This window comes from Catellatospora methionotrophica, assembly GCF_011297335.1.
GTDB classification, from domain to species: Bacteria; Actinomycetota; Actinomycetes; order Mycobacteriales; family Micromonosporaceae; genus Catellatospora; species Catellatospora methionotrophica.
In genome coordinates, this window is sequence record NZ_JAAOTJ010000011.1 from 90,709 (window position 1) to 103,781 (window position 13,073).

At 73.9% G+C, this 13,073-nt stretch carries 11 protein-coding genes; 7 read left to right on the plus strand and 4 right to left on the minus strand.

Annotation, left to right across the window (positions count from 1 at the left end):
* The first annotated feature begins 113 nt into the window (after positions 1-113).
* The 5 genes from HAV40_RS23460 to HAV40_RS23480 all read left to right on the plus strand — a co-directional run bounded on the left by HAV40_RS23460 (position 114) and on the right by HAV40_RS23480 (position 5,221).
* Positions 114-1,748 (plus strand): adenylate/guanylate cyclase domain-containing protein, encoded by a 1,635-nt coding sequence (locus HAV40_RS23460; RefSeq protein ID WP_166384961.1) that lies wholly within the window; start codon positions 114-116, stop codon positions 1,746-1,748.
* A gap of 59 nt (positions 1,749-1,807) precedes the next feature.
* Positions 1,808-2,413 (plus strand): Crp/Fnr family transcriptional regulator, encoded by a 606-nt coding sequence (locus tag HAV40_RS23465; protein ID WP_166384962.1) that lies wholly within the window; start codon positions 1,808-1,810, stop codon positions 2,411-2,413.
* 14 nt (positions 2,414-2,427) lie between these two features.
* Positions 2,428-2,949 (plus strand): hypothetical protein, encoded by a 522-nt coding sequence (locus HAV40_RS23470; protein WP_166384762.1) that lies wholly within the window; start codon positions 2,428-2,430, stop codon positions 2,947-2,949.
* Positions 2,950-2,971: 22 nt separating this feature from the next.
* Positions 2,972-3,508, plus strand: coding sequence for a protealysin inhibitor emfourin (locus HAV40_RS23475; RefSeq protein WP_166384764.1), 537 nt, complete (start codon positions 2,972-2,974; stop codon positions 3,506-3,508).
* 75 nt (positions 3,509-3,583) lie between these two features.
* The gene (locus tag HAV40_RS23480) at positions 3,584-5,221 is read left to right on the plus strand and encodes a RecQ family ATP-dependent DNA helicase (RefSeq protein ID WP_166384766.1); all 1,638 of its coding nucleotides are present in this window, start codon (positions 3,584-3,586) and stop codon (positions 5,219-5,221) included.
* Between the two features lie 51 nt (positions 5,222-5,272).
* Here the strand turns inward: HAV40_RS23480 and HAV40_RS23485 are convergent, their stop codons facing one another.
* Positions 5,273-6,637 carry a thrombospondin type 3 repeat-containing protein gene (locus HAV40_RS23485; RefSeq protein WP_166384768.1) on the minus strand — a complete coding sequence of 455 codons (1,365 nt, stop codon included), beginning with the start codon at positions 6,635-6,637 and terminating at the stop codon, positions 5,273-5,275.
* Positions 6,638-6,812: 175 nt separating this feature from the next.
* The gene (locus tag HAV40_RS23490; protein WP_166384770.1) at positions 6,813-8,195 is read right to left on the minus strand and encodes an MFS transporter; all 1,383 of its coding nucleotides are present in this window, start codon (positions 8,193-8,195) and stop codon (positions 6,813-6,815) included.
* A gap of 155 nt (positions 8,196-8,350) precedes the next feature.
* Between HAV40_RS23490 and HAV40_RS23495 the strand changes: the two genes are divergently transcribed.
* Positions 8,351-9,607, plus strand: a complete 1,257-nt coding sequence (locus tag HAV40_RS23495) for an NAD(P)/FAD-dependent oxidoreductase (RefSeq protein WP_166384772.1) — start codon at positions 8,351-8,353, stop codon at positions 9,605-9,607.
* Positions 9,608-9,685: 78 nt separating this feature from the next.
* Here HAV40_RS23495 and HAV40_RS23500 read toward each other — a convergent pair whose 3' ends face one another.
* Together HAV40_RS23500 and HAV40_RS23505 are read right to left on the minus strand one after the other, a co-directional pair.
* Positions 9,686-10,582, minus strand: a complete 897-nt coding sequence (locus HAV40_RS23500; protein ID WP_203671016.1) for an alpha/beta hydrolase family protein — start codon at positions 10,580-10,582, stop codon at positions 9,686-9,688.
* A 98-nt stretch (positions 10,583-10,680) separates the two neighbouring features.
* A complete protein-coding gene (locus tag HAV40_RS23505; RefSeq protein WP_239085748.1) occupies positions 10,681-11,436 on the minus strand; it encodes an enoyl-CoA hydratase family protein in 756 nt (251 codons plus the stop codon).
* A gap of 117 nt (positions 11,437-11,553) precedes the next feature.
* Here HAV40_RS23505 and HAV40_RS23510 point away from each other — a divergent pair, with 117 nt between their 5' ends.
* Positions 11,554-13,056, plus strand: coding sequence for a succinic semialdehyde dehydrogenase (locus HAV40_RS23510; protein WP_166384778.1), 1,503 nt, complete (start codon positions 11,554-11,556; stop codon positions 13,054-13,056).
* Positions 13,057-13,073 lie beyond the last annotated feature (17 nt).

Below are 13,073 nucleotides of genomic sequence, written 5' to 3' on the forward strand. Positions count from 1 at the left end.
CAGTGCTGCGGTGCTGCCGTACGGCGTAGGGTGTCGGCGTGTCGCGGCCCTTCCTCCCTCCCGCCGTCCAGCCGGTGCGCGCCCTGGTCTGGCTGCTGCACCTGGCGCTGCCGATGGCGGGGCTGTGGCTGCTGCTGGCCGTGCCCGGCGCGGACATCTCCTGGCACGACGCGCACAGCCACTTCTGGCTGGTGCTGATCGTGGCGGCGGTGAACGTGGTGCTGGGCATCCGGATCTCGGCCGTGGCGCGTAAACGGGCCGACGCGCGGCTGCTGCTGGTGTCGCTGGCGTTCCTGGCCAGCGCCGGGTTCCTGCTGCTGCACGCGCTGGCCACGCCCGGTGTGCTGGTGCACCACCCGTCCGTCGGCTTCGACCTGTCGCAGCCGGTCGGTCTGGCCGTCGCGGCGGTGTTCGCACTGGTGTCGGCGCTGCCGCTGGAGGGCGCGCGGGGTGCGGCGGTGCTACGGGCGCGGCCGTTCCTGCAGGGTGGGCTGTGGCTGCTGATCCTGGGCTGGGGCACGGTCGAGCTGCTGGACCTGCCGCCGCTGAACGCCCGGCCCGGCCCGCGCGACGTGCAGGGCGTGATGGCCTGGGTCACCGCGGTCACGGTCGTGCTCTACCTGGTCGCCGCGCTGCGCTACTTCGCCATGCACCGGCGCAAGCCCGCCGCGATGCTGATCAGCATCGTCACCGCGTTCACGCTGCTGGCCGAGTCGAGCGTGGCGGTGCTGCTGGCGTACAAGTGGCAGCTGTCCTGGTGGGAGTGGCACCTGCTGCTGGCGTTCGCGTTCGGCTTCGTCGCCTACAGCGCGTACGTGCAGTACGGCCGCGAGGGCGGCAGCGCGGGCCTGTTCGACGCGATCACCCTGGACCAGACCGCCCGCGCGATCCGCGCCGAGTACGGTGCCGCGCTGGAGGAGCTGGTCACCGCGTTGCAGGAGCGCGAGCGCACCGGGGCGGCCACCGGGCCGGTCGCCGCCCGGCTGGCCGAGCGGTTCGGGCTGACCGAGGGCCAGACCGCGGTGCTCGACCGGGCCGCCGCCGCGCTGTCGGCCGAGCGCGAGGTGTCGCGCACGCTGGGCACCCTGTTCCGGCACTACCTGTCGCCGGACGTGGCCGCCGCGCTGCTGGCCGACCCCGACCAGGCCGCGCTGGGCGGCGAGGTGGTCGAGGTGACCGCGCTGTTCGCCGACCTGCGCGGCTTCACCACCTTCTCGGAAGGCGTCGAACCGGCCGAGATCGTACGCATGCTCAACCGCTACCACGCCGTGGCCGTGCCCGCGATCCTCGACAACGGCGGCACCGTGGTGCAGTTCGTCGGCGACGCCCTGCTGGCGCTGTTCAACGCCCCGGCCCGGCAGCCCGACCACGCGCTGCGGGCGGTGCGCGCGGCACTGGCCATGCAGCGCGGGGTCGACGCGATCGCCGCCGGGCACCCCGACTGGCCGCGTTTCCGGGTCGGCGCGAACACCGGCCCGGCGCTGGTCGGCAACATCGGCAGCGAGCAGCTGCGCGGCTTCAACGCGATGGGCGACGCGGTCAACGTCGCGGCCCGCCTGCAGACGCTGGCCGAACCGGGCCAGGTCGTCATCGGCGAGGCGACCCGGCTGGCCGCCGGGGCCGCGATCACCGCCCAGCCGCTGGGCGACCTGCCGGTCAAGGGCCGCGTCGCGACGGTACGCGCGTACACCGTGACCGGCCTGCACATCCCGGCACAGGCCCGGCCGCACCGCGCGGAGCAGCCGTGAGCGGCGACTTCTGGAGCCTGCTCACGCCTGCCGAGCAGGAGCAGTTCACCCGCCGCAGCATGCTGCGCCGGTGGAGCCGCGGCGAGGTGCTGTGCCGGGAGGCGGACCGGTCCGACTGGGTCGCCATGCTGCGCGGTGGGCGGGTCAAGGCGTCCTCGCACACCGCCTCCGGTGGCGAGGTCGTGCTCGCCGTACGCGGACCCGGCGCGCTGCTCGGCGAGCTGTCCGCGGTGGACCGCGCGCCGCGGTCGGCGACGCTGACCGCGCTGGAGCCGGTGACGGCGCTGGTCATGGCGTTGCCGGAGTTCGAGGCATACCTGCAGGCGCACGGGCGGGTGGCGTTCCTGCTGATGCGGCTGCTCACCGAGCGGCTGCGCGACGCCGACCGCAAACGTGTCGAGTTCGGCGCGCAGGACAGCACCGGCCGGGTCGCCGCGCGCCTGGTCGAGCTGGCCGAGCGGTTCGGCCGGGCGGACGGCGACGTGATCGCGATCGCGCTGCCGCTGTCGCAGGATGAGCTGGCGGGGTGGGTGGGCGCGTCGCGGGAGGCGGTCAGCAAGGCGCTGGGGGTGCTGCGGGCCGCGGGCTGGATCCGCACCAGCCGGATGTCGGTGACCGTGCTGGATCTGGGCGCGCTGCGGGCGCGCGCCGGACTGCCCGGTTGAGTAGATTGCCCTGTGTGCACCGTTCACTGACATCCGCCCGGAGACGTCCGCGCCCCGGCCGCCGCCTGCTGCCCGCCCTGATCGCCGTGCTACTGCCGGTGCTCGCCGCCTGCTCCGGCGGCGAGCAGGCGCCGCCGCCCGGCCCGGAGCCGGTCGCGCACGACACCGTCATCAACGTGGTCCGCAACGGCGGCCGGCCCTTCCGCGACGAGAGCGCGGTGGTGCTGCCCGACGGATCGTGGCGCACCTACCACCGCGGCCTGGACCGGGCCTCCGGCACGCTGACCGTCCAGCAGCAGGCACAGCTGACGGCGCTGCTGGCCGACCCGCGCCTGCGTGAGGAGGGGCTGCAGAGCTACCCGCCGGCCGGGTGCCCGGAAGCCCTGCGGGTCTGGGTGTACGTCGTACACCCGGACCGGACCTTCACCGTCGGGTACGCCGAGTGCCCGGACGCGGCCGCGCCGCCGGTGGCCGCGGGCATCGCCCGGCTGCTGATGGACTCGACCGACTGGGTCGGCGCACGCGCCGCGATCTAGCAGCGGGCATAGACTGGCGCTCATGGATCTGACACCGCTGTCCGGCAACCGGCCCGCGATCCGGGGCGTCCCAGGACACATGACCGCACTGCGTATCGCCGCCCTGGTGGCCCTGCTGTCGCTCACCACGGCCTGCGCTCCCGGCCCCGCCGACCCCGGCGCGTCGCCCAGTCCCGGCGAGGCGTCCCCACCCGGCCCGGCCTCGGTCGCCGTGCACCGGACCGGCGGCTTCGCGGGCGTCGACGACCAGATCACGGTCGACCCGGCAGGGGTCTGGACAGCGACGGACCGTGCCAGAACCCGCAAATCGGGTGAACTGACCACTTCGGAGCGGGAGCAGTTGCAGGCCCTGGCGGCCGACCCGCGCCTGGACACCGAGGCCACCCGGCCCACCACCCCGCCGAAGTGCGCGGATGCCTTCCAGTACACGGTTACCGTGGACCGGACCGGCGGCGCGGGGACCGTCATCGTCGCCTTCACCGACTGCCCCGGTGACGAAAATATGCCAGCGGCCGCCGCCGCGATCGCGAACCTGGTCACGGGTGCTGCGGGCGGCTGATCTTCATCCATACGCGTCTACGGACGGCATGCCGGTGACGTTTGCGTGTCGCCCGAACTGGTTAGAGTCGCGGCGATGATGTTCTTATTCCGCTCCCTGCGCCTGCGTCGCGCCGCCCGTGACCACTTCGGCTGGAACCGGTTGCGGCCCGCGCAGCTGGACGCCATGCGCGCCCTGCTGCGCGGCCGCGACGCGGTGGTGGTGCTGCCCACCGGTGGCGGAAAGTCGGCCGTCTACCAGGTCACCGCGTCCCTCCTGAAGGGACCGACGGTGGTGATCTCGCCGCTGCTGGCCCTGCAGCAGGACCAGATCGCCAACCTCAACGACCGCGGCAACCCGGCACTGCGGGCGGTGCGGATCAGCTCGGTGGAGACCCCCGCCAAGCAGGCCGCGGCCCTGCAGGAGCTGCGCGCGGGCACGGCCCGGTTCCTGTTCATCACGCCCGAGCAGCTCAGCTCGCCGGAGCGGATGGCCGAGGTGAAGGCGCTGCGCCCGGCGCTGGTCGCGGTCGACGAGGCGCACTGCATCTCGTCGTGGGGCCACGACTTCCGGCCCGACTACCTGACCATCGGGCACCTGATCCGGGGCCTGGGCCGCCCGCCCGTGGTCGCGCTGACGGCCACCGCGTCGCCGCCGATGCGCGAGGACATCATCGCCCGGCTCCAGCTGCGCAAGCCCAAGGTGGTGCTGACCGGGCTGGACCGGCCCAACCTGTTCCTGGAGTCGACCCACTGCCCCAGCGAGGACTACCGCTGGCGGCGGCTGCTCAAGCTGCTGGAGGAGGCCACCCCGCCGGGCATCGTGTACGTGCCGACCCGGCGCGCCGCCGAGGAGTTGACCCAGCGGCTCAACGAGGCGGGTTACGAGGCCACGGCATACCACGGGGGCATGGCGGCGGGGGTGCGCACGCGGGCGCACGAGGCGTTCCTCGCCGACCGGGTGCCGATCATGGTCGCCACCTCCGCGTTCGGCATGGGCATCGACAAGCCGAACATCCGCTTCGTGGTGCACATGGCCCTGCCCGACTCCCCCGACAGCTACCTGCAGGAGATCGGCCGGGCGGGCCGCGACGGCGAGCCCGCGCACGCGCTGCTGCTGCACCGGGCCGAGGACGTGGCCCTGCAACGATTCTTCAACGGCGGCGCACCCGACCTCGCCGAGCTGCGCACCGTCGCCGCCGCCCTGCACAGCGGCCCGGTCACCAAGACGGCGCTGGCCAAGACCACCGGCTACAACGCCCGCAAGCTCGCCGCGCACCTGAGCCTGCTGGAGCAGGTCGGCGCGGTGGCCACCGGCGCCAAGGGCGAGCTGAGCGTGCCGCGCTTCGCGCCGCTGCCCGACCAGGCGGCCCGCGACGCGATCGCCGAACACGGGCGATACCAGGCGGGGCAGCGCTCGCGCACCGACATGATGCGCCGCTTCGCCGAGATGCGCGGCTGCCGGGTGCAGGCGCTGCTGGGCTACTTCGGCGAGCAGCTCAACGACGTCTGCGGGCACTGCGACAGCTGCCACGAGGGAACCTCGGAGGCGCTGCCCGACGACGGCCTGCCGTACCCGCTGCACAGCACGGTGCGGCACGCGGACTGGGGCAAGGGCATGGTGCTCGGCTACGAGAAGGACCGGATGACGGTCCTGTTCGACCAGGTCGGCTACAAGACGCTCGCGGTCGCCGTGGTGACCGCGCAGAACCTGCTGGTCCTCGAACGCGGCTGATCCCGCCGGGCCCGACCGGGGAAGAGATGGCCGGGCCCGGCGGGATCAGGGTCAGCAGAGGCCGCCGCAGCCGCCGGTCGGCGGGAACTGCGCCCCGTCCATCGGGTGCGGCAGGTCGTTGGCGTACCTCGGCTGGGCGTGCGTGGTCAGCTTCGGCTCGACCAGGACGAACTCGCCGACGTAGTCCGGGTCGATGTTGACGATCACGCTCGGGTCGGGGACCTCCGGGTTGCCGCCGCCGGGCGGGGTCCAGCCCTGGACCACGTTGATGGCCGCGCCGCGTACCCGCAGCACGCCCTGGATCATCTCCTCGGTGACCACGACCGGAGCCTGGCTCTCGTCGAAGTAGCCGCCCGACGAGCCGACCTGGGTGCAGTTCTCGCCGTTCTCGTCGCACCGGCTGGTGGTCGACCCGCCCGTGGTGTTACCGCCCGCCGGGGTCGAGGACTCGGAGTGGGTGACGACGGTGCCGGTGACCTTGCCGTCCTCGTCCCGCTTGTACGTCGTCTTGTCGGTCTGGCTCTCCTTGCCGCCGTCGGGATCGGTGCGGGTGACCGTCGTGGAGACCGACTCGACCTTGCCGTCAGCGCCGGTCACGGTCGTGGTCTCGGTCTCGACGCGGGTGTCGCCGTCGTAGCCGAAGTCCCGGTCGATGCTCACCATCGGGCCGTTGGAGCCGTCCGGGTTGGTGTACGCGATCTCGGTCCGGCCGGTGTCCCGGTCGACCCGCGTGTGCGCCGACGAGCCGTCGTAGTACTGGGTGACGTCGCCGAAGCCGTCGTCGTCGCGCTGGTTGTCCTTGACCCCGCCCCGGTTGGCCGCGAACGACGCGCCGCCACCCGCGCTGATCAGCGAGATGTCGAGGCTGCCCAGTTTGAGCCCGGCGGGCAGCCCGCTGCCGCCCGAGCCGGGCAGGTCCAGGCCCAGGGTCATCCCGTCCTTGCCCGGGTTGAGGCCGAACGAGGACAGCAGTTCCGCGCTGATGCCCATCCGGGCCAGCGAGTCCTTGCGGGTGGGCAGCGGGAACGACTCCAGCCAGCCCCGGTCGACCTGCTGGCGCAGCTTGACCGTCTCCAGCGGCAGCAGCACGAAGACGCCCTGGCCGTACTCGAACGACGGCAGCGACCGCCCGATCGCCAGCTCGGCGATCACCTGCGGGGACGGGTGGCTCTTCGGGTCGAACGGGTCCGTGCGCGCGACCAGCTCGTCGGCGTCGCAGTAACCGTCGCCGTCGGAGTCGATGACCCGCCAGGCGATGTAGCACATGCTCAGGTCGCAGAACTTGACCTGCTTGTACGGGCGGCGCGGCGGCTCCTCGGCCGCGGCGGCCGGGGCGGCGAGGGCGGCGGTGGAGAACGTCAGCGCGCCCGCAGCGGCGAGCAGCCTGCGGGCGAGGGTGTGGGTTGTGCGTGTCATGGCCCGGATGCTGTCAGCCGCCCGGCCGGTGATCGAGCTTCTGCAAGGTCACCGACACTCCCTGCCCGCCGTACCTAGGGAACCCACCAGGGTGCCCGGCCTCGATCGTCGGACTCGCCCGGCAGGTGTGCGTAGCTGGGGCCGTCATCGCCCACCTGCCTGGCGAGTCCGACGATCACGAGGCTGTGTCGCGGGAGGACAGCGCGGCGGCGGCGTCGGCGTCGTAGCCGGGCCAGGCGCGCAGCACGATCAGGCTGCCCACCACCAGCGGCGCGATGACCACGGCGTACGCCCAGCGCAGGGAACCGGTCGCGTCGGAGGCCTCGCCGATGAGCCACGGCCCGAGCGCGCCGCCCAGCGTGATGACCGACTGCAGCACCGCGAAGCCCAGGCCGCGCCGCGACGCGGCGACCACGTCGGCGTTGGCGGCGGTCAGGTTCGCGATGGCCCCGGCGAAGCCGACGTTGGCCAGTCCGAAGCAGACCACCTGCGGCACGAACGGGCCGACCGCGACCGCCCCGGCCAGCGCGAGCGTTCCGAACAGCAGTGACCAGCCGCCGAGGCGCACCCGCCAGCCCGGTCGGCGGCCGTGCCCCCGGTCGCCGAGCCAGCTGCCCAGCCCGATTCCGGCGAGGATGCCGACCAGGCCCGCACCGCCGCCCACCGCCGCCGAGGCGGCCTCGTCGAGCCCGAACTCGCGCTGGTAGAACGACGGCATCCAGAAGAACAGCCCGCCGAGCCCGAAGAACAGGATGCTCAGCCCGCTCACCACGGACCGCAGCGTGCGGATCGCCCACAGCTCGCGCACCTGACCCATGAGCCCGGCCATGCCCGGCTTGGGCGGCGCGGCCTGCACCGCACCCGCGTCCACCGCGTCCGGGTCGGCGTACCAGGAGCTGAGGCGGTCCCCGACGCCCCGGACGGGCTCGCGCACGGTGAGCATGAGCAGCGCGATGACCGCGCCGGGGATCGCGACGAGGAAGAACCCGGTCCGCCAGTCGTACGCCTTGGCCAGCGCCCCGCCCGCGATGACCCCGATCGGCAGGCCCGCGAAGTACGCGGCGCGTTCCAGGCCGTACGCGCGGGCCCGGCTGGGTCCGGGGTAGAGGTCGCCGAGCAGGCTGGACGACGGCGGGTTGTAGAGCTGCCCGGCCGCGCCGAGCAGCACCCGCACCCCGAACAGCATGGCGTAGGAGCCGGCCAGCCCGGTGCCGAGGGTGAGCAGCGCCCACACCGCCACCACGGCCGCCACGGTCCAGGTGCGCCGCCCGGTGTCGGCCAGCCGCCCGGCGGGCAGCAGCAGGAGCACCGCGGCGATGGCCCCGGCGGTGGCGATCGCGCCCGCCGCGCCGTCGTCGAATCCGAACTCGCGCTGGATCGCGGGCAGCGCCCCGGCCAGCAGGTTGTACTCGATCCGGTCGATGAGCGCGACCAGGGCGATGCAGACGGCGGGCCACCAGCCGAACGGAGCGGCCTTGCCGCGGGCCACCCGCACCGGGGGCCGCCCCGGATACGCCGCGATCTCGCGGACCTGCTCGTCGACGGCGGGGACGGCCATGCGCCTACCTCCAGGGCTTCGACCGGGCGTGCGGCCCGGTGCCGTGCATCCTATGTACGGGAAACGGCGTTTCGCTAGAGGAACCGGCGCGCGATCAAGCGACGCACTCCCCCGAAACGCGCTGCGCCGCAGGTACGGCGGCCTAGCCTGGGCGTATGGCGGAACAGTGCGACGTGGCCGTCGTCGGCGCGGGCCTGGCCGGGCTGGTCGCCGCCCGGCGGATCACCGAGGCGGGACTGCGGGTGACCGTGCTGGAGGCGTCCGACGACATCGGCGGGAGGGTGCGCACCGACACCGTCGACGGCTTCCTGCTCGACCGCGGCTTCCAGACCATCTGCCCGGCGTACCCGGCGCTGCAGGAGGAGTGCGACCTGTCCGAGCTGCACCTGCGGCCGTTCACGCGCGGGGTCGCGGTGCACTGGGGCGGGCGCACCCACCAGCTGCGCCCCGGCCCGACCGCCGCGCTCGCGCTGGCCGCCGGGCTGGTGCCGCCCGCCGACGGGCTGACCCTGGTCGAACTGGCCGCCCGGGACACGCTCGGCTCGACGGCCGCGGTGCTGCGCCAGCCCGACCTGTCCACCCTGGACGAGCTCAAGGCGGCCGACGTGTCGCCGGTGACCGTGGACCGGGTGCTGCGGCCCTTCCTGGCCGGGGTGTTCCTGGAGGACCGGCTCGACACCTCGGGGCGCTTCTTCCACCTCATGTGGCGCATGTTCCTGCGCGGCGGCGCGGCCGTGCCCGCCCAGGGCATGCAGGCCCTGCCCCGGCTGCTCGCGTCCCGGCTGCCGCTGGGCACGATCCGCACCGGCGCGCGGGTGGACGCGCTGACCCCGCACGGCGTGGCGGTGCACGGCGGCGAGGAGATCGCCGCGCGGGCCGTCGTGGTGGCCACCGACGGGAACACGGCCGCCGCCCTGCTGCCCGGCCTGCGTACGCCCGCCTGGCACGGGGTGACGACGTTCTACCACGCGTGCTTCGGGGCCCCGTCGGCTCACCCGATGCTGACCGTGGACCCCGGCGGCGGCGGCCTGATCGCCAACACGGTCGTCATGACCGCCGCGGCCGCGGGCTACTCCACCGACGGCCGCGCCCTGATCGCCACGTCCACCCTGGACACCGTCACCCCGGTCGACGTGCTGCAACGGGCGATCCGGGCCCGCCTGTCGGTGCTGTACGAGGTGCCGACCGACGGCTGGCAGTTCCTGGACGCATACCGCATCCCGCACGCGCTGCCCGCGATGCCCGCCCCGCACCGGATGCGCCGCCCGGTGCGCCACGGCCCCGGCCGCTACGTCTGCGGCGACCACCGCGACACCAGCTCGATCCAGGGTGCCCTGGTCTCCGGCCGCCGCGCCGCCGACGCGGTGCTCGCCGACCTCGGCGCCCGCGTCTACGCGGCGGGCCGGGTCTGACCCGCCCGGCTCCCGAACACCGGCGGTGCCGGGCGCGGACCCCCGATCGGCGGCTCGCACCCGGCACCCCTGTCTCACCTAGGCGACGCCCTCGAACACGACCTGTGGGTCGCCGGTCGCGCCAGGGCCCCACACGGCGTCGTACGCCGACGTGTCGCCCGCCAGGTAGTACCGGAACCAGTCGGTCAGCACCCGCCGCGTGATCTGCAGCTGGACCGCCCGGGTGATGGTGCCGCTGTCGCAGAACGCCGACGAGGTGTCGATGAAGCCGCAGTGGAAGCCGCCCTTGATGGTGCGCAGCTGCTTGGGCGCGGCCTTGCCGTTGTAGATCGGGCGCTGGTGGCTCGCGATCGGCGCGGTGCCGTCCTTCTCCCCCGCGACCAGCATCATCGGCACCCGCACCGAGGCCGCGGCGGCCGCCGCCGACGGGTTGGTCTCGGCTGCCGCGAGGTTGGCCACCGTGGTCACCGCGGGGTTGCGGGACGCGGCCAGCACGCTCGCGCCGCCGCCCATCGAGTGGCCGGACAGGCCCAGCCTGGTGGTGACGATGTGCGCGTTGAACCGCGAGCCCGTCGTGGTGTCCTGCGCGACCAACCAGGTGAGCTGCGCGTTGAGGTCGTCGGCGAAGGCGCTGTGGCTCGGGAACAGGCTGCCCTGCGAGGTCGGCGCGGCCACCACGAAGCCCCACGAGGCCAGGTGCTGCATGGTGCTGTAGTACTTGCTGACGCTCTGCAGGAAGCCGTGCCCGAACGCGATGGCCGGGAAGCGCCCGGCGGCCACGGCCGCGTTCTGCCCCGCGGCGGCCGCCGGGTAGTAGATCCGGGCGCTGAAGGAGCGGCCGGAGGCGCTGACCGAGGCGTCGACATAGCCCACGGCGTACGCCCCGGGGGTGGAGCTGTCGGCCGCGGCGGGCGAGCCGAAGCCCGCCACCCCCGCGGTGATCAGTGCCAGCACGAGGATCGCTCGTCTGAACATCGATATTCCTCTCATCGAGGGGATCTGGTTCGCACAGTGGAACACCGTTTCCCTCTACGAGACAAGCAATGATGTATGCCAATGTGTCGATATCCAGGTCAGGCCGCCCAGGACGGCTTGCGCCGTTGCAGGAACGCGGTCATACCCTCGACCGCCTCATCGGTGGCGAACAGCCGCGCCGACTCCTGCGCCAGCCGCGCCCCGTGTTCGTCCAGCGCGCGGCGCACCACAGCCGTGGTGAGCAGCTTGGACGCGGCCAGCCCCTGCGGCGACGCGGCGCGCAGCCCGTCCAGCACCTCGCCGAGCAGCGCATCCACGTCGCCCCCGGTCTGCGTGACGAGTCCGCAGGCGACGGCGGCCTCGGCGTCGAACACCTCGCCGGTCAGGTAGTAGCGCGCGGCGGCCCGCTCGGGCATCCGGGTGAGCGTCGTCAGCGAGATCACGGCTGGGGCCACGCCGAGCCTGGCCTCGGTGAACGCGAACCCGGACGCGGGCCCGGCCAGCGCGATGTCGCACGCGCCGAGCAGGCCGAGCCCGCCCGCGCGCACCTGCCCGTCGATCCGCGCCACCACCGGTTTCGGCAGCTCAACGATGGTGCGCAGCAGTGCCGACAGCCGTGCGGTGCCCTCGGCTATCCCGCCGCCGGCGGCCTCGGTCAGGTCCGCTCCCGCACAGAACACCCGCCCCGTGTGGGTCAGCACCACGGCGCGTACGCCGGGGTCGGCCGCGGCGGCGGCCAGGGCGTCACCGAGCTGTGCGACCAGCGCCGACGACAGGGCGTTGCGGTTGTGCGGGGAGTCCAATGTCAGCGTCGCGACGGCGCGCTCGACCGTCGAGGTCACGAGGTTCAGCACGGCGTCCACCCTCATCACCAGGCCGATAAAAGTCAAGCGCGCTTGATTTATATTGCGCTGACCTGCGTTGATGCGGCTACCTCTTGCGTTTGCGGCGCGAAGGGCTACCGTGCACGCATGGGCACCCCTCAGTCCCGTGGGGCCGACGCCACCCCGCTGGCACCGCTGTCCGGTGAGCCGCTGCCGCCCGTGCGGCAGTCCACTGCCGACGACGTCGCACTGGCCTACGTCCGCGCCCGCGCGGCCCAGACCGGCTGGGCGGCGCTGTCGCCGCGCGAGCGGGCCCGGCCGGTGCGCCGCTTCGCCGCGCTGCTGCTGCGCCGCCAGGACGAGATCCTCGACCTGGTGCAGCGCGAGACGGGCAAGGCCAGGCTGCACGCGCACGAGGAGGTGCTGGACGCGGCACTGGTCAGCACCTACTACGCCCGCCGCGCGCCGCGCCTGCTGCGGCCCCGCCGCCGGGGCGGCGCGCTGCCGCTGCTGACGTACGCGGTGGAGGTGCGCCATCCGCTCGGCGTGGTCGGGGTGATCACGCCGTGGAACTATCCGCTGGCGCTGGCCGTCACCGACATCGTGCCCGCACTGCTGGCGGGCAACGCCGTCGTGCACAAGCCGGACACGCAGACCGCCCGGACCGCCGCCTGGGCGCGTGACCTGATGACCGAGGCCGGCCTGCCGAGCGCCGTGTGGCAGCAGGTCGTCGGCGAGCCCGCCGACATCGGCGACGCGCTGCTCGACGGCGCGGACCACCTGTGCCTGACCGGTTCCACGGCCGCGGGCCGGGCGGTGGCGGCCCGCGCCGGGCGGCGGCTCATCGGCTGCTCGCTGGAGCTGGGCGGCAAGAACGCCCTGCTGGTACGCGCCGACGCCGACCTCGACCAGGCCGCCCACGCCGCCGTACGGGCCTGCTTCGCCAGTGCCGGGCAGCTGTGCCTGTCCGCCGAGCGCATCATCGTGCACGACAGCGTGCGCGACGCGTTCCTGGACCGCTTCCTGCCCCTGGTGCGCGGGCTGCGGCTGGGCGCCGACCTGGACTACGGCCCGCAGATGGGCTCACTCAGCCTGCCCCGGGTGCTGGCCACGGTGCGCCGCCACGTCGAGGACGCGACCACGCACGGCGCGACGGTGCTGGCCGGTGGCGCGGCCCGCCCCGACCTGGGCCCGCTGTTCCACGAGCCGACCGTGCTGACCGGGGTCACCCCCGCCATGGCGGTGTACCGCGAGGAGACGTTCGGGCCGGTGGTGGCCGTGTACGGCGTGCCGGGCGACGACGCGGCCGTCGAGTTGGCCAACGACACCGAGTACGGGCTCAACGCGGCCGTGTTCAGCCGGGACACTCCGGCGGCGCGGGCGCTGGCGCGGCGGTTGCGGGCCGGGACGGTGAACATCAACGAGGGGTACGCGGCGGCGTACGCCTCGCACGACGCGCCCATGGGCGGCATGAAGTCGTCCGGGCTCGGCCGCCGCCACGGGACCGCCGGGCTGCTCGCGTACACCGCCGCCCAGACCATCGCCCAGCAGCGGCTGAACCTCACCCCACCGGCCGGTCCCGGGCAGGCCCGCTACGCCCGCGCGCTGACCGCCGCCGTGCGCGCGATGCAACTGCTCCACCTGCGCTGACCACTCCGGAGAGGACA